This window comes from Pseudoalteromonas sp. JSTW, from assembly GCF_013423925.1.
Taxonomy (GTDB): Bacteria; Pseudomonadota; Gammaproteobacteria; order Enterobacterales; family Alteromonadaceae; genus Pseudoalteromonas; species Pseudoalteromonas lipolytica.
This window is the reverse complement of sequence record NZ_CP058972.1, coordinates 2255767-2280247: the sequence shown is the minus strand read 5'-3', so window position 1 is coordinate 2280247 and position 24481 is coordinate 2255767. Positions and strand designations below refer to the sequence as shown.

The following is a 24481-nucleotide window of genomic DNA, read 5'->3' as shown; positions in this document are numbered from 1 at the left end:
GGGGAAGTACATGAAATTATCACAAAGAAAACGACTCGATATTTTGAATGCAGCTGAAACGTTGTTTTTTCAACAAGGTTTTGAACAGACGAGTATGGATCAGGTTGCAAGCTTAGCGGGCGCTTCTAAACGCACTGTTTATAATCATTTTGAAAATAAAGGTGTGCTGTTTCAGGCTATTCTGGTGTTTATGTTTGAAAAAGTGCGTCAAGAAAAAGCCGTTATTTTTAATAAGCAACACCCTATTGCAGAGCAGTTAACACAAATTGCTGTGCAAGAGGTGGCTTTGCTTACCTCTGAAGAGTTTCTAAAAATAGCGAAAGTGGCTTTTATGCAAATGCTCCAACAGCCCGATTTAGCTAAGTCGCTCGCCAACAACAGTATGGGTTGCATGCAAGATTTAGTGGCTTTTTTAGAGGCGGCCAGTGACGCGCATGTGTTACATATTGACGATGCTGAATTTGCGGCTAAACAGTTTGTGTATCAATTAAAATCGCTGATCTTTTATCCTCTTTTGTATGGATTTGAGCGCCAAAATGGTGACACAGAAGAGAAAGTGATTAGCGAAACCGTGAAAATGTTTTTAGCGCGTTATCAACGATAGTATTTCTGATGAAAACGGCAATTGTAGTATTAGGCGCTCCAAATGAACCTGACGGCAGATTATCTGTTATTGCAAAAGCACGCTGTGATAAAGCCTACGCCGTTTTTCGCGATCATCAACATGCAAGTCTATTGTGTACAGGTGGCTTTGGCAGCTTTAATAAAAGTGCGTATCCGCATGGCGAATTAACCAAGCGTTATTTAGTTAAACAAGGTATTCCAGTATCTCGCTTTTTGGCGCATGCCCCAAGCCGTTTTACCTTTGAAGATGCGACACTTGCACAGCCTATTTTAGACCGTGCTGAGATTAAAAAAGTACTATTAGTCAGCTCTGAGTTTCATATTGAACGTGTTCATTATGTTTTTCGACACATTATGCCTTTGATGGAATTTGAGTGTGTGCCTGCAGTCACGCCTTTACCAGCCACTGAGCTTGCTTTGTTACGTGCTCATGAACAGCAGGCAATGTTAAGAGAAGAGCAAAATATTTTAATGTCTACAAAAAAGCCGCGCTATAAAATTTTATAGCGCGGCTTTTAAATGTTTAATAAGAAGTGTTATTTAACTTCTTTACCTGCTGCCTGTTGATCAGCATGGTAGCTTGAGCGAACAAACGGGCCACATGCAGCATGTGTGAAGCCAATTTCGTCAGCATAAGCTTTTAAACCATCAAACTCGGCTGGTGGCACGTAGCGTTTAACCGGTAAGTGGTGCTTTGAAGGCTGTAAGTATTGACCTACCGTGAGCATATCTACGTTATGTTCACGTAAATCGCGTAATACTTCTTCAATCTCACTGATTTCTTCGCCTAGACCGACCATTAGGCCAGACTTTGTTTTCACTTCTGGGTGCGCTTCTTTAAAGCGACGAAGTAGCTCTAATGACCATTTATAATCAGCCCCCGGACGCGCTAGTTTGTATAATCGTGGTGCCGTTTCTAAGTTGTGGTTGAACACATCTGGCGGCGTTTCAATTAAGATATCAAGCGCTCTGTCCATACGGCCACGAAAATCAGGTACTAGAATTTCAATGGTGATATTTGGGTTATGCTTACGAATTTCACGAATACAGTCAGCAAAGTGTTGTGCACCGCCATCACGTAGGTCATCACGGTCAACAGACGTAATAACAACATAGCTTAACTTCATATCTTTAATCGTTAGAGCTAGTTTTTCTGGCTCTGCCGCATCAGGCTTTAATGGACGCCCATGCGCAACATCACAAAACGGGCAGCGACGCGTACAAATTGCACCAAGAATCATAAAGGTTGCTGTACCGTGATTAAAGCATTCTGATAGGTTAGGGCACGATGCTTCTTCACACACAGAGTGTAAGCCGTGTTTACGCATGGCACTTTTAATACCATCAATACGCTCTGTTGATTTTGGCAAACGAATTTTAAGCCATTCTGGCTTACGTAACATTTCGTTCTTTTCTGTTGGTAAAACTTTCACTGGGATCAGCGCCATTTTCTCAGCATCACGCAGTTTTACGCCTGGTTCCATTTTGACTGGTTTATTCATTCGTTTTCAAACCCTTCAGTGTGCTTAACCACAGTAGCATTAAGCTTTTTAATCATGTGTTTAATAAGCCCTGAACCTGCTTGCTCTAGGTTCTGTGGGCCATTGAGATCGGTTGTCTGCACCATGTTCATACCAGCATAACCGCATGGATTGATACGTAAAAATGGGCTTAGGTCCATATTTACATTCAGTGCTAAACCATGGAAAGAGCAGCCGCGACGAACGCGTAAGCCTAACGATGCAACTTTACTGTCGTTAACATAAACGCCAGGTGCATCCGCCTTTGCATAGGCTTCAATATCATAATCTTTAAGTGTATCGATAATACACTCTTCCAACCAAGTGACGAGTTCACGAACGCCAATATTTAAACGGCGAAGGTTAAACAGCACGTACATCATTTGTTGACCCGGTCCGTGATAGGTCACTTGACCACCTCGGTCTACTTGAATCACTTCAATATCACCGGTGTTTAAAAGGTGCTCTGCCTTACCTGCCTGACCCTGTGTAAAAACAGGTTCGTGTTCCACAAGCCAAATTTCATCAGCTGTGTGCTCATCGCGGGTATCGGTAAATGATTGCATTTTTTGCCAAATTGGCATGTAACGCTGTCGCCCTAATTGGCGAACGATTAATTCTCTCTCGCTCACGACTTACTCCGTAATCAGTCTATAGCATATGACGTACGTCATCGATGTTGCTGATCACGTTATAGATTTCTTCGATGTGCTCTTTGCTTGTTACCGTAGCAACAAGTGTGACTGACTCATAATTCCCTTTACTGCTTGGTTTGATCTTAGGTGCGTAATCGCCCGGTGCAATGGGTTGCAGCTTTTCTAGGATCTGATCTGTCAGATTTACATTAGCTAAGCCCATGATTTTAAATGTGAATGGGCAAGGGAAATCTAAATACTCGTCAAACTTAGTATCTTTTACAGGTTGAACCACGACGGTGACTCCTCAAACAATGGTCTGCTTAATAGACGTTTTCTTTGCCATTTCTTGGCGTTAAGCAAACTGGATTACGACGCACTCGACCCAGCGCGACTGATATGGGGCGCATTCTATCATTTTTCAGGCAAAAAAAAACGCCTTGCAGTGCAAGGCGTTTATAATCTTTTTTACGGGTTTACATTATTTGTAAACGTAAGTAATCGTAAATTTTGCTAAAGAAGCTACCTTCTTCCACTTCTTCTAAGGTAACAAGTGGATATTGCGCAATTTCTTCACCTTCAAGCTGTAAGAAAAGTGTGCCTACTTTAGTGCCTTTCGCCAGTGGGGCTTCTAAGGTTTTATCAAGCTCAAAGTTCGCTTTTAAGTTTTTACGTTGACCGCGTGGGATAGTAATGGGTGTATCTTCTAAAATACCTAACGATACGTTTTCTTTATTACCCATCCAAATACGTTGCTCTGCAAAACTGTCACCTGCTTTATAGGGTGTGATTGTTTCGAAGAAACGGAAACCGTAGTTAAGTAGTTTTTTACTTTCTACCTTACGTGCACGCTCGCTTTCAGTTCCCATTACAACTGCAATTAAACGCATATCATCTTTGGTTGCTGAGGTAACTAAGCTATAACCCGCTTCTGAGGTATGGCCTGTTTTAATTCCGTCTACGTTTAAGCTCTCATCCCATAACAATGAGTTACGGTTGTATTGTTTAATGCCGTTATAAGTAAATGATTTTTTTGCATAAACTTCATATTCATCAGGTACGTCACGGATAAGTGCAGCGCCTAGTGTTGCCATATCACGTGGCGTGGTAAAGTGCTCGTTGGTATCTAAACCATGGCTATTAACAAAGTGACTGTTGCTCATGCCTAGTTTTTCAGCATGGGCATTCATTAAATCAGCAAATGCACTTTCGCTGCCTGCAATGTGCTCTGCCATTGCTACGCACGCATCATTTCCTGATTGGATTATGATACCGTGGTTAAGATCATCAACACTGATTTGTTTACCCACTTCGATAAACATTTTTGATGACTCTGGAAAGTTCTTTGCCCATGCTTTTTCGCTCACTGTTACCATATCGGTCGGTGAGATATTACCTGCTTTAATTTCTGTACCAATGACATAACTGGTCATCATTTTGGTCAGACTTGCTGGTGCTAGTTTTGTATCAGCTTCGCCTTCGGCAATTACTTTTCCTGTGGTGAAATCAACCAAAAAGTAACCTTTAGCATTAACTTGAGGTGGGGCGGGGATGATTTGGGCTGTTGCAGAAAATACGCTAGCAGTGCAAACAAGGCCACAAACGCCACTTAAGATTTTATATTTTATAGATTTCATCGTACTCATTAATGGTTGAAGTTAAACATGTCGCGTTAACCCATTCTAAAGGTCTTACTCACTGTAAAGCAAGAACGCGTTCTGAAATTGGTTTTGTTTTAATTTATCTAAAACGGATTGTGCTTCTGCAGCATCTTTAATTGGCCCTAGACGCAGACGATAGATCCCGTCTTTTTCAACAATGTTTGTTGGCACATGGTATTGCTGGCGAAGTTGAAACGCGAGCGCTTCGACATTAGAAAGAGTACTTCCCGCTGCAACCTGTATGTAACTTAAACGAGGGGCAGAATTTGCAAGTGTAATGGCTTCAACCTTAACACGGGCTGTACCTTGACGATAGTAGCCAAGCTTATATGCTGCAGAATAAGATAAATCGATCAGTCTATCGTCATGAAAAGGGCCGCGATCATTAACACGTACAATCACTGATTTGCCGTTATCTAAATTCGTGACGCGAGCAAAACTTGGCAGCGGCAGTGTTTTGTGAGCTGCAGTCATGGCAAACATATCGTATATTTCGCCGTTCGAAGTGTGGTAGTTGTGAAATTTTCGACCATACCAAGAAGCGATGCCTTCTTCTGAGTAGCCCGTTTCATCTAGCATGGGCGTGTAGCGCTTTCCTCTCACCTCGTAGGAGCGGCTTGCACTGGCGCTTTTGATAACAGCAGTGACCACAGCATCTTGCATTTCAAGCTCTGTCGGTGTTCGCAGTGGCGCTGCATCATGCTGCATTGCATAGCGCCCTTGTTGTGACGACGGTGAGCTACATGCGCTGAGCACAACACAGATAAGCGCGATTAAAAGGGCATTTATTAAGTGGGTCATTATTTTAACAGCATCCTTTTATCGGTGGCGATAGACATAATAATGCCAAATCCAGCCATCAGGGTCACCATAGAAGTCCCCCCGTAACTAATTAAGGGTAAGGGGACACCAACGACAGGTAATAGGCCAGAAACCATTCCTATATTCACAAACACATAGACAAAGAAAGTCAGGGTTAAGGCTCCAGCGAGTAGTTTACCAAATGCGTCTTGTGCATTTACGGCAATGTACAAGCCACGACCAATAATAAATAAATACATGCACAGCAGTAAGCAAACACCAAATAGACCAAATTCTTCACTGAGTACCGAAAAGATAAAGTCAGTATGGCGTTCGGGTAAAAACTCAAGTTGCGATTGGGTCCCTTGCAACCAGCCTTTACCTTCAATTCCCCCGGAACCAATGGCTATTTTTGATTGAATAATGTGATAACCCGAGCCTAAAGGATCACTTTCAGGGTCTAAAAAGGTGAGTACTCGCTGACGTTGATAGTCATGCATTCCGTAATGCCAAAATGGCCATGCAGCGAGTGCAACAACGGCTGAGAAAAAGCCAATTAAGCGCCAGCTTAAGCCTGATAAAAACAACACAAATATACCTGAACTGGCAATTAAGATTGACGTTCCTAGGTCTGGTTGTTCTTTAATTAAAATGGTCGGCACCATCACAATTACAAAACCAATGATTAAATGAATCGCGCGTGGTGGCAGGTGATTACGGCCAATGTACCAGGCAACCATCATTGGCACGGCTATTTTCATTAATTCGGAAGGCTGGAAACGCGTGATACCTAAATTAAGCCAACGTTGCGCGCCTTTGGAACTGACACCAAAGAACAACACGCCAACGAGCATTAATAAGCCCAAGCAATACAGAGGAATGACCATGCTTTTTAAGGTATTCGGTGAAAACTGCGCCAGAATAAACATGCCCAGTACAGCACCAAACATACGTGTAGCATGGCGGATCATCATTGCAGAATCTTGACCACTGGCACTGTATACAATAGCAAGGCTTGCGACCATCATGAGCATGAGCGCAATCAGCAAAGGTACATCAAGATGGAGGCGCTGCCAAATCGAGCGTTTTTTATTTAATGGGATCATGGCGCATCACTTTGAGCAAGTTTTATAGGGTTAGCAGAAAAGTAGTAATCCATTAATTGGCGCGCAATTGGCGCACCAACAGTACTTCCCCCACCGGTATTTTCGACGACCACCGACACCACAATTTGTGGGTCATTATAAGGGGCAAAGCCAACATATATTGCGTTATCTCGTTGGCGTTCTTTGAGTGATTCTGCATCATATCGCTCGCCTTGAGCAATACTGACTACCTGCGCCGTTCCGGTTTTACCGGCTGGGTCATAGGTTGCACCTTTAAACGCTTTGTGTGCTGTACCGGTTACTTTATGCACTGTGTTGTGCATTGCATCGAGGGCTATTTGCCAATGATGTGGGTTTTTAAGTTGTACAGGGGGCTTTTCATCATTATTGATTTGCGTTACTTCGTTTTCTTTTTTGGCTACTTGCACAAGGTGAGGTGGATGATCAATGCCTTTATTAACCAAAATGTTAGTTGCATTGGCTATTTGCATCGGGGTCGCGGTCCAATAACCTTGTCCGATACCCACCGAGATTGTATCGCCTCGCCACCATGATTCTCTGAAACGGGCTTCTTTCCATTCTTTAGATGGCATAATTGCCGTTGTTTCTTCATGAATATCAATACCAGAGAGCTCGCCAAAGCCAAATTGAGTCATAAAGTCACTGATTTTAGTGATGCCTAGTCGGTAGGCAACATCGTAAAAGTAGGTATCACATGACTCCTCAATCGCTTTGTAAACATCGACATGACCATGGCCCCAACGTCTCCAGTCACGCCATTTGTGTTCAACATTCGGAATTTGGAAAAAGCCCGGATCCCACATCTGTGTTTGTTCTGTTACCAAACCTTCTTCGAGGGCTAAAATGGCCATATGGGGCTTAACCGTCGATGCCGGAGCATAGCGACCCTGCGTAGTACGGTTAATAAGTGGGCGGTCTGGATTTAATAATTCTTTGTAGTTTTTACTGCTAATGCCATGCACAAATAAGTTTGGGTCATAACTTGGGTTTGAATACATTGCCAGCACGCCCCCATCTTTTGCATCAAGCACGACCACTGCGCCACGCATGTCTTTTAAGGCATGCTGGGCTATTTGTTGCAAGCCAATGTCCAAGGTTAACACTAAGTCATGGCCCGGCTCTGGCGGAGTCAGACTGAGAGTACGGATAACGCGACCACGGTTGTTTACTTCAACGCGTTGTGAGCCAACAACACCGTGTAGTAACTCTTCATAGTATTTTTCGATACCAAGCTTACCAATGTCATGAGTGGCGCGGTAATTCGTTGCTTGGTCTTCGGCTTCAAGTTTAGTGAGTTCTTTTTTGTTTAGCTTGGCAACATAACCTAAGGCATGAGTGAGTGTATCGCCATACGGGTAATAGCGTGCTAAACGCGCTTCAATACTGAACCCTGGAAATTTATGTTGGTTTACTGAAAACGTGGCTACTTCGGTTTCGTTTAACCGTGCTTTAAGCACTTGGCTTTTAAAGCGGCGATTATGTTTTATATCGTCTAAAAAGTCGGCTTTTTGTTGTTCGCTTATCGTAATTAGTTGCTCAACAGCAGCCAGTGCTTTGTCAAGATCATCAACTTCTTCAGGAATGACTTCAAGGTTGTAAACGGGTTTGTTCTCGGCAAGTAACACCCCATTTCTGTCGTAAATCAGGCCTCTATTAGGCGCAATTGGTATTACTTTTATGCGGTTGTCGTTTGAACGTGTTTGATAGTCTTGGTGATCAATAACCTGAATGTTATATAAATTTGATAACAAGACACCAATAAGCAGGGTAACAAACACAAAACCCACAAATGCTCGACGGGCAAATAAATTTGCTTCAGCCGAGTGGTCTCGAATGGTGGGTCTGTGTTTTCGCATGGGCTTTACTACTCGCGATGATAAGGGTGGTTGTTATTTAAGCTCCAGCCACGATAAAGGCTTTCAGCAACAATAATACGCACCAACGGATGCGGTAGCGTTAGGTTCGATAAAGACCATTTTTGCTCAGAGGCTGCTATACACTCAGGTGCAAGCCCTTCAGGACCGCCAATCAGTAGGCTGACATCTCGGCCATCAAGCTGCCATTTTTCCATACTTTTAGCGAGCTGATGCGTATCCATCGGCTTACCGGTTACTTCAAGTGTAACAATGCGGTTTCCTTTGGGGATAGCCGCCAATGTCTTTTCACCTTCAAGTTGTAAAATACGTTTGATATCCGCATTTTTACCACGCTTTCCTGCTGGGATTTCAATGAGTTCTAACGGCATATCACGCGGAAACCGGCGTTGATATTCCGTAAACCCTTTTTCTACCCATGCTGGCATTTTCGTGCCAACGGCAATCAATTGTATCTTCAAAATGCTTTACCTATGTCCTTGCTAAGGGTTAACCCCAAAGTTTTTCTAGATCATAGAAGTCGCGAGTTTGGTCTTGCATTACATGCACAACCACATCACCGAGGTCTACCAGTACCCATTCACCTTCATTTTGGCCTTCGTAGCCAAGTGGCTCTTCACCAGCATGGCGTGCTTCTTTCGCGACATGATCAGCAATAGACTGAACGTGGCGTTTAGAATTACCTGAACACACCACCATGTAGTCAGTAATGTCAGATTTTCCACGAACATCAAGTTGTACCACGTCACGGGCTTTCATATCGTCGACTTTATCAAGGGCAAATGCGAGTAGTTGTTTAGAATCCAAAGTGTTTTCTCAAAAGTAAATAATCGTAATGTGTTATTTTATCACGCAGATAGTATTTATTCATCTGTTTGGTAAAGATGATGCTGCGCAATGTATTGACTGACGCTAGCGGGTAAAAGTTCCGCGGCCTGATCATTTAAATATAATTGTTTTCGAATCTGACTCGATGCAGCATCTACTTGTAAGCCATTTAAAAAGAATAACTTGCCAGCAGGTGATTGTTTTAGTTGCGCGAGTTTGTCAGTCAACGCATCGGCTTTGTAAGCGGCCAGTTCACCCTCAACATGGCATATTTGGCCAGGGCGCTGATACACCACGATATGACACAGTGTGACTATTTCTTGCCATTGATACCATTTATCTAAGTTATTAAACGAATCCATGCCGATTAAAAACAGAATAGGGGCGGTCGGGTGTTCGCTGCGAAGCTCTTTTAAGCTCAGTAATGAATACGATGCACCGCTGCGGTTAAGCTCTCTGTAGTCGATGGCAAATTGCGGGTTAGACGCTATCGCAAGCTTGAGCATATTAATCCGATGCTCGTCGCTTATCCCCGGTTTTGCTTTATGAGCGGGGATAGCGCAAGGCATAAAATAGAGGGTATTCAATTGGCACTGTTTAACACACTGTTCAGCCATATTTAAATGACCTAAGTGAATGGGATCAAACGTGCCACCGAAAATAGCAATCATCAGTTACGACTCTCAGTCAGAATGTGGATGACAAGGTAAGGGGATTGATAACGGCTGACAAAACACTAAACAAATATGAGTCAACGCTTGATAAGGGGCAATTAAGTTACCTTGTTTGTAAGCGGCATCAAATTGAGCGAGTTGTTTAATTATTTGCTCAAGTACTTTGCTGTTTAAACGATTCAGCGCGTGTTGGATTGTCGCTTGTTGATTCTTCCAAATATTAAACTGCTTGTATAAGTCAGTCATATTGGCGCCCGTTAGTCTGGCATGCTGCATAGCAAGTAGGTTGCTGGCTTCTTTATTAATAGCCCAAAAAATACTCATGGCTTCGGTATTATCCGCAGCGAGTTTGGTCATGACTTTGACTGCTTGCTCAGCGTGACCTTTGAGTAATGCATCGCTCAAATCGAAAATATCAAACTTTGATTGATTGAGCAGCCCTTGCATCACGGCTTGTTGGTCAACTAAGTCACTGCCATAAAGCAGTGAGAGCTTTTCAAGCTCTTGATGACACGCAAGCAGGTTGCCTTCAGTTGCTTCTATGAGGCTTTGCTTAGCATTGTTATGCAGGTTTAAATTTAAACGATAACATTGCTCATCTAACCAGCGGGTTAGGTGATTGCCTGTTAGCGGATAACAAGGCACAAAGATGCCTTGTTTATCGAGTGCTTTAAACCAAGCGCTACGCTGGATATCTTGGCTGGCTTTGGCGCCTTTTAACACTAAAATAGTGTCATCATTGACCAGCTCAGTAAGCTGTTTAAATATTTGACTGCCCGTGGTGCCCGGTTTTTGCTCGTTTAAATCAAATTCAATCAGGGTGCGTGCACTGAACAGTGACATACTTTGATATTGAGCAATAATCTCTTGCCAATCAAAGCCCTGCATCAATGTGAATTTGATGACTTCGTCAAAACCGTGCTGTTTAGCTGCTTGACGTATCTGTGATACGCATTCCGCTATTTGGTAGGGCTCCTCACCAAACACCATGTAGAAAGGGGCGAGGCCTTTTTTTAGTTGGCTGGTGAGTTGATTCGCATAACAACGCATTACAGTTGCGATAACTCTCTAACAATACGGCGGCTTGCTTGCTTTCTGATTTCACTGAGCAGCAGCTCAAGTTCTTTGGCTTTTGCAAGTGCGTTATCAGGATCGTCTTGATAGTTACGATACAGCTCAAAACGTTGGTTAACTGCTTCTTGGCCCGGGCGTTTAAGGGTGTAACTGACACTATAAGCAAGCTCATATTCTGCGACCTGACCGTTATCAAATAACGACAATATTTGTCGCTCTAAGCGGTCTTTGTGAATAGTGAGCTCAGGCGTTGAACTGTCGCCGTGGTCAAATTCTACTTTACTGGCTATTAGCTCTTTTTCGACTAACTCGAACAGAGCTGATTTTTCGTCATCTCCAACCAGCGAGATCACCTTTAAGTCATCCGGTAAGTTAGAGGCTTTCTTTAAATGAAAGCCACAGCTTGTTACTAGTAAACAGACTAGCACTAAAGCTAGTCTGTTTTTCAGTGCATGAAGCGCTGCCATCTTAGTTAGCAACCACATTCAGAAGCTTGCCTGGTACGTAAATTACTTTACGGATTGTCACGCCGTCTGTGAATTTTGTCACATTATCTTCGGCGAAGGCGAGGGCTTCAACTTGCTCTTTAGTGGCATCTGCTGGCACTGTTAACTTAGCACGAAGCTTGCCGTTAACTTGTACGATGATTAGCTTTTCATCTTCAACAAGTGCCGATTCATCCACGGTTGGCCAAGAAGCATCTAAGATGTCACCTTCTTTGCCAAGGTCTTGCCATAGTTGATGACACATGTGCGGCGTAATAGGTGCGAGCATGATAAGTAATGCTTCAAGCGCTTCGTTTGCTATCGCGACATCTTGTTTATCAGCAAGTGGCGCTTTTAATAACTTGTTTGAAAGTTCCATAATGGCAGCAATTGCTGTGTTGAATGTTTGACGACGCTCAACATCATCGGTCACTTTTGCAATGGCTTTATGAAGCTCACGACGAAGTACTTTTTGATCGTTGCTTAAAGCGGCTTTATCAAGTGCTTGATAACCTACGGTTTCAACATCGACTGCGTATTTCCAAACACGTTTTAAGAAACGCATTGCGCCTTCTACACCTGAATCAGACCATTCAAGAGTTTGCTCTGGAGGTGCTGTGAACATCATGAATAAACGTACCGTATCGGCACCGTATTCGGCAATAACTTGTTGTGGGTCGATACCGTTGTTTTTCGATTTCGACATTTTACTCATGCCTGCAGAGAATACCGGCTCACCATCTACTTTATGCCATGCTTTTGTCACACGACCTTTTTCGTCAGTTTCAGTTTGTACGTCGGTTGGTGATATCCACACATCACCGCCTTTCTCATCTTTACGATAGAACGTTTCTGCTAATACCATGCCTTGGCACAGTAAACGCTCGAATGGCTCGTCAGAGTTAACTAAGCCAAAATCACGTAATAGTTTGTGGAAAAAGCGAGAGTAAAGTAAGTGTAAAATCGCATGCTCAATACCACCGATGTATTGGTTTACAGGTAACCAGTAGTTTGCAGCGCCAGGCTCAATCATTCCTTCGTCAAAACGAGGGCTACAGTAACGTGCGTAGTACCACGATGATTCCATAAAGGTATCGAATGTATCAGTTTCGTGAAATGCAGGTACGCCATTTACGGTTGTTTTAGCCCATTCAGGATCCGCTTTGATTGGCGATGTAACACCATTCATAACCACATCTTCAGGTAAGCGTACTGGTAACATGTCTTCAGTAGCGGCAATCTCTTGGCCATTTTCGTCGCTTAACATAGGGATTGGAGAACCCCAGTAACGCTGACGGCTCACGCCCCAATCACGTAAACGGAAGTTTACTTTACGCTCACCAACGCCCAGTGCTTCTAACTTGTCTGCTACCGCATTAAATGCTGCATCAAACTCTAGACCATCAAACTCACCTGAGTTTACTAATACGCCTTTTTCTGTGAAAGCTTGATTTGCAAGGTCAACCGTATCTTCGCTGCCAGCTGCTGGTGCAATAACTTGCGTAATTTCTAGGCCGTAAGTACTTGCAAACTCGTAGTCACGTTGGTCATGCGCAGGCACCGCCATTACCGCACCTGAACCGTAGTCCATGAGTACAAAGTTAGCGACCCAAATAGGGACTTGCTTGCCTGTTAATGGATGGATTGCGTAAAAGCCAGTTGCAATGCCTTTTTTGTCCATGGTTGCCATGTCGGCTTCAGCAACTTTGGTGTTTTTACACTCATCAACAAACATCGCAACAGCATCGCTATTTTTAGCCGCTTCTTGTGCAATTGGGTGACCGGCTGCAACAGCAACGTAAGTCACACCCATAAAGGTATCTGGGCGTGTTGTGTAAACACGGAATGTGTCATCGTTGTCGGCACGTTTGAATTCAATTTCTAAGCCTTCAGAACGACCAATCCAATTGCGTTGCATGGTTTTAACTTGCTCAGGCCAGTGATCAAGTTTATCTAAATCATCTAAAAGTTCTTGAGCATAATCAGTGATTTTGATGAACCATTGTGGAATTTCTTTTTGCTCAACAATCGCACCTGAACGCCAGCCACGACCATCGATTACTTGCTCGTTGGCAAGCACTGTTTGGTCAACTGGATCCCAGTTTACTGTTGACATCTTTTTATATACTAAGCCTTTTTCATACAGCTTAGTGAAGAACCATTGTTCCCATTTGTAGTACTCTGGGTGGCACGTCGCGATTTCGCGATCCCAGTCATAACCAAAGCCTAATTGCTTTAATTGGTTACGCATGTAGTCAATGTTTTCGTATGTCCATTTAGCCGGTGCCGTATTATTTTTAATTGCGGCATTTTCAGCTGGAAGACCAAACGCATCCCAACCCATAGGTTGCATTACGTTTTTACCTTGCAAGCGTTGGAAACGTGATACTACGTCACCAATAGTGTAGTTACGAACGTGACCCATATGCAGTCGGCCGCTTGGGTATGGGAACATTGATAAGCAGTAATACTTTTCTTTGCTCTCATCTTCAGTGACTTTAAATACTTGGTTTTCATCCCAGTAGGCTTGTACTTTTGACTCTATGTCTTGCGGGTTATATTGCTCTTGCATCTACGATTCCAGACTTCTTGCAAATTGATAAAAAATTGTCGCTAAGGATAACCCAAAATACAGGCTAATCACAGCGGCAAATAAGGGCTTTTCCGAAATTATCACTTTCAGGGCAGGTTAACCTATACTCAACTATAGTAAGTACTGATTTTTCATCACTTTTGAAGGAGTAAACGATGGCAGATTATAAAACATGGCTCAGCGATTTAAGTGCATGGCTTAAAGATGTAAAAGACCACGAGTTGAAGGAGGCAATGGAGAAGTTTGTTGAATCTGAGCAGGCACTTAAAGATCTAGGAAAAGAAAAACTTGAGCTGTATCGCGACTACCTTAAACGCGATATTGATCACATCAAAGAAAACGATAAACATTATGACTCCTTAGCGTGGCTTGAACTAAAAGAGTCGCTTTGGTACGAGTTATCGCACATCGAAGACAAAACCCAGTTAGAATGGCAGGCCCTAAATCAAGATTTTAAGCACAATGGTGTCTATCATCAGGGAGAATGGATAGCCATGGGCACATTAGTATGTAAAAATTGCCAACATAGTTACGATGTTTACCATGCTACTCAAATTACCCCTTGTACTGAATGCGGTGGTATTTACTTTAGCCGTAAGGCATTACAACCTTAATCTGTAACGCAAGCAAAAGCTGGGCGTTACCCATAATGCCCAGCTAATCCTGGGAAATAAGAAGTTAGAATGACAAAAAAACTAATCCCATTGCCAGTCTCTACCTTAGCGCCAGAAATTGCCGCCAGTCATGTTGCTACCTGCATGAATAATCCATACCCAGAGGCTTTAACGTTTATTGGCCAACAACGTGCTCAAAGTGCGCTCGATTTTTCATTAGGTATGGAGCTACCTGGTTACAATGTTTATGTTATGGGTGAGGCTGCACTGGGTCGTTTTACCTTAGTGAAAGACAAGCTAACAGCCCATTCAAAAGGCCGCCCAACGCCTAATGAGTGGCTGTATGTCAATAATTACGACGACCACCGCGAGCCTATCGCGCTGTTTATGCAAGCTGGGCAAAGCAAGCAGCTTGCAGATGATATTGATTCATTTATTGATGAAGTGCTTGATACATTCCCAGCTGCATTCGATAACCCAGGTTATCAGCGTAAGAAGAAATCAATAGACCGTGAATTCACCGATACTTACGATGCAGCTATAACCGCAGTAGAAATTGCCGCGCTTGAGCAAAGTGTAGCGCTTATCGAAGAAAATGGCGTGGTGGGGTTTGCACCATTGGTTAATGGTAAGCAATTAAGCGACAGTGAGTTTGCGGCACTCGAAGAGCCATTGCGTATTGAATTTTATGACGTGATTGAAAAGCTCGAAGATGCGTTAATCGAAGCGCTGATTGAGTTACCGCGTTGGAAACGTGAATCATCTGAAAAACTGCGTAATCTTAAAAAATCAACGGCTGAGTTAGCGACCAAGCCACTTATTAAAGCGCTCGAGCACAAATATGCAACGCATATTGGCGTGCTGCGTTATTTAAAAGACATACGTGAAGAAATCATTGATGCGGTGCTGGAGTGGCTCGACGATGATGACAACGACGAAAACAAAGAAGATTTTGACCGTAAGGGCATGCTAACCGACTTTTTCGCCCCCAATATTTTAGTCGAATTTAAAGAAGGGGATGCAGCGCCTGTTGTTTACGAGCCTAACCCAACGTTTGGCAATATTTTTGGCAAAATTGAATACGCGACATCGCAGGGCTCGCTCATAACCAGTTATCGCTCAATTCAGCCGGGTGCACTGCACCGTGCTAATGGCGGCTACTTGATTATGGACGCTGAAAAAGTAATGGCGAATCCACAAGTGTGGGATGGCCTAAAATTGTCTTTAAAAACGCATCAAATTAAGAACGACTTACCGTATCAAGACAGTTCAGTGGGGAGCAGTTTTACTTTACGTCCGCAGCTTATTCCGCTGGATGTAAAAATTGTGCTGCTGGGTTCACGTGATTTGTATTACACCATTGGTGAGTACGATGAAGAGTTTGCTGAGCTGTTTCGTGTGCTTGCTGACTTTGATTATTACTTACCAAGCAGCGATAAGCTGCAGTACCAGTTTATTACCAAAGTGACTGAATACTGTGAGAAAACCTTAAATTGCACTGCAAACGAAGCGGCAATGGCACGTTTACTCAAGTTTAGTTATCGCCAAGCTGAGCATCAAAATAAGCTGTCTGCACGTTTTGCAGATGTCCTTGAGTTGGTGGCCGAAGCCAGTTTTTATGCCAAGCAAGATGGACATACACTGATTGATGCGCACCACATTGATGAAGCCATTCTTGGTAAACAGTACCGTACTGGGCAAATTTCAGAAACCATGCTTAGCGATATTAAAGAGGGGCAGATCCTCATTGCTACCGAAGGTCAGGCCGTGGGTAAAGTAAACGGCTTAACGGTGCTGCATATCGGTGATACATCGTTTGGTACGCCTGCACGTATAACTGCCACGGTTTATGCTGGTGCCGATGGGGTCATTGACGTTGAGCGTGAGGCCGAGCTGGGTAAAGCAATTCACTCAAAAGGGGTGATGCTACTAACGGGCTACTTAGGTAACAAATATGCGCAGCAATTTAGTTTAACGCTCAGTGCTAATATCGCGATTGAACAGAGTTACGGTTATATCGACGGTGATAGTGCGTCACTGGCCGAGCTCTGTGCGCTTATCTCGGCAATAACCAACTTACCTATTAGCCAGTCAATTGCGCTTACAGGCTCAATTAACCAACATGGTGACGTGCAATCTATTGGTGGTGTTAACGAGAAAATCGAAGGCTTCTTTAAACTCTGTAAAATGCGTGGCTTAACGGGCGAGCAAGGCGTGATCATTCCAAAGTCAAACCAAGTGAACCTGGTGCTTGATGATGAAGTGCTCGACGCCGTTGAAAAAGGCCGCTTTAATATTTATGCCGTTGAAACAGTAGACCAGGCGTTAAGTCTATTAATGGACAAAGACGCGGGTGAAATGACGGAGCAGGGCTATCAAGACGGCTCTATTAATGCCTTAGCATTAGCCCGACTTGCAAACATTGCCGATATTGTTAATGGCGATAACGATGATGAAAAGGAAGCGGAATGATTAACTTAATTCTTTTATTGGTCATAGGTGTATTTTGTTTTTTGATTTTTAAAAATAGCAAAAAAGCGAAATTACAAGCACTTGAAAATGAAACTTTGGCCGCTGATTTTTTAGCGACAAATGGTAAAGCTGATGATGTCCATGAAACAACATCTGGGCTGCAATACAAAATTGAGCACAGCGCGGGTAATGAAGCTAAGCCACATACTAGCAGTAAGGTGAATGTGCATTACCATGGTACGCTCATGGATGGCAGTGTATTTGACAGTTCAGTCGTACGCAATTCGCCAATTAGCTTTGGTTTAAACCAAGTGATTGCCGGCTGGACTGAAGGCTTACAGCTAATGAGCGAAGGCGATAAGTTCACCTTTTATATCCCGCCACAGCTTGCCTATGGGCGTAAACGTGTTGGTAGCATTCCGCCAGGCTCGTTACTAATATTTGAGGTTGAACTTCTTAAGATTGAATCGTAAGCGCCAGCCAAACGACAAAAAAGAAAGGGCTTCATAAATGGAGCCCTTTTTTTGATTTAATTCCGCGGGATTAATGAGGCTATACCCATTAGGTATAGCCTCAAAATAGCACTCCAATTAAACGCAGTCGTATTCTTTACGCGTTTGCTTTGGTTTTTCTTATTAACCCTATGACAGTTAGTAATAAAACAGCCAGCCATACCGGCCAATTACCTAAACGACTGTATAGCGTGTCACCTTGAATTAGGGTGATATTCGCTTCAAGCACATCGGCTTTAAACTGTGGCATGCTCAATTGCGATTTTGCGATAGGGTCGTACACAGCGCTAATACCGGTATTCGTTACGCGAATAAGCGGGCGCTGAAGCTCAAGGGCGCGCATACGGGCTATTTGCATATGCTGATGCGGCCCATGAGAATCTCCAAACCAGGCATCATTACTAACAGTAAACAAAATATCAGAATCACTTCTGTAGTTTCCACGCACTAAATCGGCAAAGGCAATTTCGTAGCAAATAGCAGGCAAAATATTTAAACCATTGGCGCGCAAGTTATCTTGTACTTCATCACCACGGGTGAACGATGACATTGGTAAGTCAAATAGGGGAGCAATAGGGCGCAGTAAATCTTGAAATGGCACAAACTCACCAATGGGTAACAATTGATGCTTTTGATAGCGGTTATGCCCTAAATACTGATAGTGACCTTCATTGTCACTGGGCTCTTTTTTACCAAGTACAATGAGGGTATTAAAAATATTGCGGGTGTCGTACTGGTAATCAACAATGCCAGTGATAAGTGCGGTGTTATTAAATGTTGCGGCACTGTCAAGGCCAGATAAATATTGCGTCGCAAGGGCTTCTAGCTCAGGCACGGCGGCTTCAGGCCAAACGATTAAATCAGCATTCCAATGCAGGCGTGTCATGTCTTGGTATTTGCTCATGGTATTCCAAAACTCAGACGGCTCAAACCGTAAATGTTGCTTGATGTTACCCTGTACCAGCACGGTTTTAATCGTTTTATCTTGGTATTTAACTGGGCTGTTACCTGCAATAAAATATAAGCCAATGAGCACGGCGACAGAGACTATCAAAGGTTTAATGTCTTTACTGATTAAGCGATATAGCGCAAAGGCGATTAATACACATATAAGCGTGATACCAAACTCACCAATCACAGGGGCTAAAAAGTTTAGTGGGCTGTCTGTTTGTGTATAGCCAAAACTAAGCCATGGAAATCCAGTCAGTAGCGTGCCACGCAGATACTCAGTGACCGCAATACTTGCCAATAATAAGCACACAAAACTATAAGGCCCTGAAGCCAGTCGAGTACTAAGCCAAGCAGCTAAAGCTGGATAAAGTGCAAGGTAGGCGCATAAAACAACCATTAAACCAAGAGAGGCAATTAATGGCATTCCACCAAAGGTTGCTATTGAAACATGCACCCAGCTGATACCGGCACCAAACCACCCTAAACCAAAGATGAAGCCATATTTTGCGCTGCGCTTTGCTGCGTCTTTACCGTTTGCAAGAGGGTTGATGCAATAAAGCAGTGCACCAAGAGAAAGAAAGGCAATGTGCCACAGATTAAAGGGGGCGTAACTTAAGGTTAAAAAGAGGCCCGCAATAAGTGCGAGCCAGGCTTTTTTATCTTTTGCAAGAACGCAGAGGTTAGTTAGCAGTTTCTTCACTGTCGTTATCATCAGCCTTAGGAATGGTGACTTGCAATTGTAAGATGCGACGATTGTCAGAATTGGTGACTTTAAATTGTAAGCCTTCAATGTCTATCGTCTCACCACGGCTTGGCATATGACCAAACGCATGTAAAACCGTACCACCAATTGTATCGGCGTCAGAGGTGCTGTAACCCGTTTTAAAATATTCGTTAAAGTCATCAACAGGTGTTAGAGCTTGAACTGCGTAAACATGTTTCGCAACTTGTCGAATATCTTGTTGTTCCTCTTCTTCATCGTGTTCGTCTTCTATTTCACCCACAATGATTTCGAGAATATCTTCGATGGTTACTAATCCTGACACACCCCCGTATTCATCAATAACGATGGCCATGTGATAACGTTGTTGACGAAACTCATTTAACAGCGTATCAACTCGTTTGCTTTCAGGAACCACCATAGCAGGACGTAAATAGTCACGTAGTGATGGCAATAGTTCATCTTTATTTAGAATTAAAGGCAATAAATCCTTTGCGAGTAATATACCTTCGATGTGATCTTTATCTTCACAAACCACGGGGAAACGAGAATGTGTAGAGTCAACCATCATCGGGAGTAGCTCTTCTAATGGGGCGTCAATTTCAAGCGTCACCATTTGAGAACGTGGTATCATGATGTCTCGAACTTTTAGTTCTGACACACCTAATACCCCTTCAATCATTTCTTTTGTTTCAGGGTCGATAAGGTCGCGTTCTTGCGCATCGGCAATTACTTCTACCAGCTCTTCTCTATTCTGGGGTTCCCCTTGTAACATCTGGGCTATGCGGCCCAGCCACGTTTTACCAGAAGAACCCTGGCTAGTTTGCGAGTTGTCGTCGCTCATTGCGTCTAATTGCTCCGTAAATTTAAATATCGTCTCGATATGGGTCAGCAATGTTCAGATCGGCAAGTAATTGCTTCTCTATGCTTTCCATTTCGAGTGCATCTTCGTCCTTTATATGGTCAAATCCAAGTAAATGCAAGCATCCATGGATCACCATATGGGCAAAATGGTCGTGAAAGGTTTTTTCTTGCTCAATTGACTCAGCTAAAACGATAGCTGGACATATGATTAAATCACCCACTAAAGGTAACTCAATACCAGGGGGGGCTTCAAATGGAAACGATAAGACATTAGTCGGTTTATCTTTACCACGGTAGTCATTATTGAGTTGTTGGCTTTGTGCCTCATCACTGATCACAATTGTCAGTTCAGCATCTTCACGGTAGTGACTGAGGGCTTTATCAGCCCACAGTTGAAATTGTTCAAAGCTTGGTAAGTTGTCAAACTCACACGCTATTTGTAAATCTAATTCGGTCACGAGTTTGCTTCTTGTTGGTTTGCTTGCGCTTCTTTTACGCGTTGTTTTTCAGCCCGTTTTAAACGTTCAGCTTCATCGTTGCGCTCATAGGCTTCAACAATACGCGCCACAACAGGGTGGCGTACCACATCATGTGATTGGAAAAAGTTAAAGCTAATTTCATCGACACCGTTAAGTACCTCAATCGCATGGCGAAGGCCCGAGCGTGCACCACGCGGTAAATCTACTTGGGTGATATCGCCTGTAATAACGGCCTTAGAATTAAAACCAATACGGGTTAAGAACATTTTCATTTGCTCTGCGGTGGTATTTTGGCTTTCATCTAGGATGATAAATGCGTCATTCAATGTACGGCCACGCATGTACGCTAACGGTGCTACTTCGATAATATTTTTTTCGATCAGTTTTTCAACGCGCTCGAAGCCGAGCATTTCAAATAATGCATCATAAAGAGGGCGTAAATAAGGGTCGATTTTTTGGCTCAAGTCGCCAGGTAAGAAACCCAGTTTTTCACCTGCTTCAACGGCAGGGCGAGTAAGCAGAATACGGCGAATTTCTTGACGCTCCAGTGCATCAACAGCAGCAGCAACGGCAAGGTAGGTTTTACCTGTGCCTGCAGGGCCAATACCAAAGGTAATATCGTGATGCAGAATATTAGCCACATACACGCCTTGGTTATCGTTACGCGGTTTAATAACGCCACGGCGAGTTTTTATCACCATGTCTTTACCATAAACGCCCGGGTTGTCGTCTTGATCAAGGGCGTTTGATTCGCTAATCGCTAAGTGCACAGCGTCGGGTTCAATTTCGCCAATTTCACCACGAACTGGTTGAGTATCAACATAAAGGTTTTTTAAGATTTCGACACTGGCTGCTGCACAGTGAAGTTTACCAGTGACTCTAAAAAAATTATCGCGATGGGCAATTTCAACACCTAGTCGGCGTTCAATTTGTTTGATGTTTTCGTCAAACGGACCACATAAAGATGAAAGGCGTTTGTTGTCGGCGGGTTCTAAATAAATCTCTAAAGTTTTTAATTGATTACTCAAAATTGCTTCCTATTGATGGGTGCTGGCAAGGGCCAGCACCAAAATTCACCCTAAGGGACGAAAGTTGCAACGCCAATTTCGTTAGGGGCTTGTGCAGCGTCTGCTTCGGCTGCTTTACTAAGAATAGACGATGGCGCAATATCACGGCGCAGATTCATTTCTGATTCTGTACGAATTAATTCACCGCGTAAAGAGTTTGGCAACGCTTCAGTAATACGTACATCAACGAATTGACCGATCACTGAATGTGGGCCTTCAAAGTTAACCACACGGTTGTTTTCAGTACGGCCACGTAACTCCATAGGGTTCTTCTTAGAAGGACCTTCAACTAAGATTCGCTGTTCAGTGCCAAACATTTGGCGACTGATTTGCTGTGCCATTTGCGTAATACGGTTTTGTAAAAGGTATAAACGCTCTTTTTTCTCTTGCTCTGATACGTCGTCCGGTAAATCAGCTGCTGGTGTACCAGGGCGTGCACTGTAGATAAAGCTGAAGCTCATATCAAAACCAATATCATTGATAAGGTTCATTGTTGCTTCAAAGTCTGCTTTGCTTTCGCCAGGGAAACCAATGATAAAATCAGAAGACATACTTAAGTTAGGGCGAATTTTACGTAATTTACGAATCGTTGATTTGTACTCTAGAGCTGTATGACCACGTTTCATTAAATTAAGAATACGGTCAGAGCCACTTTGCACTGGTAAATGTAAGTGGTCGACAAGCTCTGGTACATCGGCATATGCATCGATGATGTCAGGAGTAAACTCTACTGGGTGCGAAGTGGTGTAACGAATGCGGTCAATACCATCAATCGCGGCAACATAACGCAGTAGGTCAGAGAAGTAACAAATTTCGCCATCATGCGTTTCACCGCGGTAAGCGTTTACGTTTTGACCTAGTAAGTTTACTTCACGTACGCCTTGCTCAGCGAGCTGGGCGACTTCGAGTAGTACGTCATCAAGTGGACGGCTTACTTCTTCACCGCGCGTGTATGGCACAACACAGAAAGTACAGTATTTAGAACAGCCTTCCATAATCGATACGAACGCACTTGGGCCTTCTGCTTTTGGCTCAGGTAAACGGTCGAACTTTTCGATTTCAGGGAATGATACGTCAACAACAGATGTACTGTCGCCACTTTGCACTTGCTTAATCATCTCTGGTAAACGGTGTAACGTTTGCGGGCCAAAAATTACATCGACAAACGGCGCACGTTGACGAATTGAGTCACCTTCTTGTGACGCTACACAGCCACCTACACCAATGATAAGGTCAGGTTTATCGTCTTTTAATAGCTTCCAACGGCCTAGTTGGTGGAATACTTTTTCTTGCGCTTTTTCACGAATTGAACAGGTGTTGAGTAAGATCACATCTGCATCTTCAGCTTCATCAGTTAACTGATAGCCGTTAGTCGCATCCAGTAGATCCGCCATTTTCTGAGAGTCGTACTCGTTCATCTGACAACCCCAGGTTTTAATATGCAGCTTTTTACTCATTGAAATATAGCCTCGTTTTCAATTCGGTAGTGACACAAAAATGTGTTAGAAACAGGATTAAGCGGCTTTAATGCCGACTTAAAGGACGCGTATTTTAGCTGGATACCCGCACAGATCCAAGTATAGTTTTTATCTTTGTGGTGTGAAATCAAACAAGTCACTGTTTTAAATTTCTTAACGCGTAAATGCACTGACACAGTTTAGTGAATTACGTTACAATTTATGCCGTATTCAAATAGCCAAATGAGCGACTATTAAATGAAGAAAAATAAGGTAATTGTTGTTGGTGGTGGCATGGTAGGTGCTGCCACAGCTGTTAAACTGGCACAGCAGGGCAGGGACGTCACTATTATTGAAAAGCACCTTATCGATGCTGATGACATTCTCAGTTCAGATAAGGTGGATATTCGCATTTCGGCTATTAATCGTTTTTCAGAAAACTTACTTGATGAGCTGGGGGCAATGCCGTTATTGCGCCAAAATCGTATCGCTCCATACCAACAGCTTGAGGCGTATCAGCAACAAGGCGAAAACTTATTGTTTGATTGCCATGATATTGGTGAAACACATCTGGGTCATTTAATCGAAAATAGCCTAATTCAAGCGAGTCTTTGGCAGCAATTTTCTCAATATGGCATTGAGGTTATTGAGCAGACAACACCGGTTACAGCGATAAGCCAAGAGAGTGATTCAATCACGCTTCATTACGGTGACACCCAATATACGGCTGATTTAGTGGTTGCTGCAGATGGCGGACAATCACAATTACGTAGCAAAGCTGGCTTAGGTGTAACAGGGTGGCAATATGGTCAACACTGTATGGGTGTGTTAATTAAACTGGATGCGCCGCAACAAGTTAAAACGTGGCAACAATTTACGCCAACGGGCCCTGTGGCGTTTTTGCCTATGCAAGCCCCGTATGCAAATTTAATTTGTTACCACAACGCGTCGGTTTTAAACCGTTGGAATAAACTCCCCACAGAACAACTAAAAGCCCAACTCATTGCGCATTTTCCTGAGTTGCCGGGTGAATTTGAGTTACTTGAGCATGCTGTTTTTCCATTGGCTCGTCAGCACGCAAATGATTATTCGCAAGGGCGCTTAGTCTTAGTGGGCGACTCAGCACACACTATTAATCCCTTGGCAGGCCAAGGGGTTAATTTAGGTTTTCAAGATGTGGTTGCACTTGCAGAGGTTCTTGCTGGCCACGATGATGTTGGTCAGCATGCGGTATTAAAGCAGTATGAGAAGAAACGTCGTCGCGCTAATTTACTTATGATGAGTATGATGGATGCCTGTTACTTCGGATTCTCAAATGAACTACAGCCACTCAGTTGGGCACGTAGTAAGTTTTTAAAACTAGCGAACAATATTGGCCCGGCTAAGAACTGGGTATTAAAATATGCCATTAGTGGGACACTCAGTTAAACAAAATAATACACATAAAC

General features: G+C 43.3%; 24 protein-coding genes. 6 read left to right on the top strand and 18 right to left on the bottom strand.

Annotated features, from left to right (window positions below):
• Positions 1–10: 10 nt before the first annotated feature.
• Positions 11–604, top strand: a complete 594-nt coding sequence (locus GZH31_RS10470; protein WP_036967326.1) for a TetR/AcrR family transcriptional regulator — start codon at positions 11–13, stop codon at positions 602–604.
• A gap of 8 nt (positions 605–612) precedes the next feature.
• A complete protein-coding gene (locus GZH31_RS10465) occupies positions 613–1131 on the top strand; it encodes a YdcF family protein (RefSeq protein WP_180310940.1) in 519 nt (172 codons plus the stop codon).
• A 29-nt stretch (positions 1132–1160) separates the two neighbouring features.
• Here GZH31_RS10465 and lipA read toward each other — a convergent pair whose 3' ends face one another.
• From lipA to leuS, 13 genes are all read right to left on the bottom strand, one after another.
• The gene (gene lipA / locus GZH31_RS10460) at positions 1161–2126 is read right to left on the bottom strand and encodes a lipoyl synthase (protein WP_036967331.1); all 966 of its coding nucleotides are present in this window, start codon (positions 2124–2126) and stop codon (positions 1161–1163) included.
• A complete protein-coding gene (gene lipB, locus GZH31_RS10455) occupies positions 2123–2776 on the bottom strand; it encodes a lipoyl(octanoyl) transferase LipB (RefSeq protein ID WP_036967333.1) in 654 nt (217 codons plus the stop codon). Before lipB ends, lipA begins: the two co-directional genes overlap by 4 nt.
• Before the next feature lie 19 nt (positions 2777–2795).
• On the bottom strand, positions 2796–3074 hold the full coding sequence (gene ybeD, locus GZH31_RS10450; protein ID WP_036967336.1) for a DUF493 family protein YbeD: 279 nt from the start codon (positions 3072–3074) through the stop codon (positions 2796–2798).
• A 181-nt stretch (positions 3075–3255) separates the two neighbouring features.
• Positions 3256–4416: a serine hydrolase gene (locus GZH31_RS10445; protein WP_036967339.1), complete on the bottom strand. Its 1161-nt coding sequence runs from the start codon at positions 4414–4416 to the stop codon at positions 3256–3258.
• Positions 4417–4470: 54 nt separating this feature from the next.
• The gene (locus GZH31_RS10440) at positions 4471–5241 is read right to left on the bottom strand and encodes a septal ring lytic transglycosylase RlpA family protein (RefSeq protein ID WP_180310939.1); all 771 of its coding nucleotides are present in this window, start codon (positions 5239–5241) and stop codon (positions 4471–4473) included.
• Positions 5241–6347, bottom strand: coding sequence for a rod shape-determining protein RodA (gene rodA / locus GZH31_RS10435; protein ID WP_036967346.1), 1107 nt, complete (start codon positions 6345–6347; stop codon positions 5241–5243). Before rodA ends, GZH31_RS10440 begins: the two co-directional genes overlap by 1 nt.
• Positions 6344–8224 carry a penicillin-binding protein 2 gene (gene mrdA / locus GZH31_RS10430; protein WP_036967349.1) on the bottom strand — a complete coding sequence of 627 codons (1881 nt, stop codon included), beginning with the start codon at positions 8222–8224 and terminating at the stop codon, positions 6344–6346. The genes rodA and mrdA overlap by 4 nt, the downstream gene beginning before the upstream one ends.
• Before the next feature lie 8 nt (positions 8225–8232).
• Positions 8233–8703 (bottom strand): 23S rRNA (pseudouridine(1915)-N(3))-methyltransferase RlmH, encoded by a 471-nt coding sequence (gene rlmH, locus GZH31_RS10425; protein WP_180310938.1) that lies wholly within the window; start codon positions 8701–8703, stop codon positions 8233–8235.
• 28 nt (positions 8704–8731) lie between these two features.
• On the bottom strand, positions 8732–9049 hold the full coding sequence (rsfS, locus tag GZH31_RS10420) for a ribosome silencing factor (RefSeq protein ID WP_036967352.1): 318 nt from the start codon (positions 9047–9049) through the stop codon (positions 8732–8734).
• 56 nt (positions 9050–9105) lie between these two features.
• A complete protein-coding gene (nadD, locus tag GZH31_RS10415) occupies positions 9106–9741 on the bottom strand; it encodes a nicotinate-nucleotide adenylyltransferase (protein ID WP_036967354.1) in 636 nt (211 codons plus the stop codon).
• 12 nt (positions 9742–9753) lie between these two features.
• Positions 9754–10794 carry a DNA polymerase III subunit delta gene (gene holA / locus GZH31_RS10410; RefSeq protein WP_065978079.1) on the bottom strand — a complete coding sequence of 347 codons (1041 nt, stop codon included), beginning with the start codon at positions 10792–10794 and terminating at the stop codon, positions 9754–9756.
• The gene (gene lptE / locus GZH31_RS10405; protein ID WP_180311639.1) at positions 10794–11285 is read right to left on the bottom strand and encodes an LPS assembly lipoprotein LptE; all 492 of its coding nucleotides are present in this window, start codon (positions 11283–11285) and stop codon (positions 10794–10796) included. Before lptE ends, holA begins: the two co-directional genes overlap by 1 nt.
• A 1-nt stretch (position 11286) precedes the next feature.
• On the bottom strand, positions 11287–13875 hold the full coding sequence (gene leuS, locus GZH31_RS10400; protein ID WP_075593703.1) for a leucine--tRNA ligase: 2589 nt from the start codon (positions 13873–13875) through the stop codon (positions 11287–11289).
• 176 nt (positions 13876–14051) lie between these two features.
• Between leuS and GZH31_RS10395 the strand changes: the two genes are divergently transcribed.
• The 3 genes from GZH31_RS10395 (at position 14052) to GZH31_RS10385 (ending at position 17455) form a co-directional block, all read left to right on the top strand.
• A complete protein-coding gene (locus tag GZH31_RS10395; protein ID WP_074989684.1) occupies positions 14052–14510 on the top strand; it encodes a zinc ribbon-containing protein in 459 nt (152 codons plus the stop codon).
• Between the two features lie 69 nt (positions 14511–14579).
• A complete protein-coding gene (locus GZH31_RS10390; RefSeq protein ID WP_065978076.1) occupies positions 14580–16982 on the top strand; it encodes a Lon protease family protein in 2403 nt (800 codons plus the stop codon).
• A complete protein-coding gene (locus GZH31_RS10385) occupies positions 16979–17455 on the top strand; it encodes an FKBP-type peptidyl-prolyl cis-trans isomerase (RefSeq protein ID WP_074989683.1) in 477 nt (158 codons plus the stop codon). Before GZH31_RS10390 ends, GZH31_RS10385 begins: the two co-directional genes overlap by 4 nt.
• A 136-nt stretch (positions 17456–17591) precedes the next feature.
• Here the strand turns inward: GZH31_RS10385 and lnt are convergent, their stop codons facing one another.
• From lnt to miaB, 5 genes are read right to left on the bottom strand one after another with little or no spacing between them, the layout of a single operon-like run.
• On the bottom strand, positions 17592–19145 hold the full coding sequence (lnt, locus tag GZH31_RS10380; protein WP_180310937.1) for an apolipoprotein N-acyltransferase: 1554 nt from the start codon (positions 19143–19145) through the stop codon (positions 17592–17594).
• A complete protein-coding gene (gene corC, locus GZH31_RS10375; protein ID WP_036967376.1) occupies positions 19126–20010 on the bottom strand; it encodes a CNNM family magnesium/cobalt transport protein CorC in 885 nt (294 codons plus the stop codon). Before corC ends, lnt begins: the two co-directional genes overlap by 20 nt.
• A 22-nt stretch (positions 20011–20032) precedes the next feature.
• Complete coding sequence (ybeY, locus tag GZH31_RS10370) at positions 20033–20488, bottom strand: rRNA maturation RNase YbeY (protein WP_036967379.1); 456 nt, start codon at positions 20486–20488, stop codon at positions 20033–20035.
• Positions 20485–21537, bottom strand: coding sequence for a PhoH family protein (locus GZH31_RS10365; protein WP_036967381.1), 1053 nt, complete (start codon positions 21535–21537; stop codon positions 20485–20487). The genes ybeY and GZH31_RS10365 overlap by 4 nt, the downstream gene beginning before the upstream one ends.
• Before the next feature lie 50 nt (positions 21538–21587).
• Entirely contained in the window at positions 21588–23033 is a 1446-nt protein-coding gene (gene miaB, locus GZH31_RS10360) for a tRNA (N6-isopentenyl adenosine(37)-C2)-methylthiotransferase MiaB (protein ID WP_036967384.1), read from the bottom strand.
• A gap of 258 nt (positions 23034–23291) precedes the next feature.
• Here miaB and GZH31_RS10355 point away from each other — a divergent pair, with 258 nt between their 5' ends.
• Positions 23292–24461 (top strand): FAD-dependent oxidoreductase, encoded by a 1170-nt coding sequence (locus GZH31_RS10355; RefSeq protein ID WP_074989680.1) that lies wholly within the window; start codon positions 23292–23294, stop codon positions 24459–24461.
• The last annotated feature ends 20 nt before the right edge of the window (positions 24462–24481 follow it).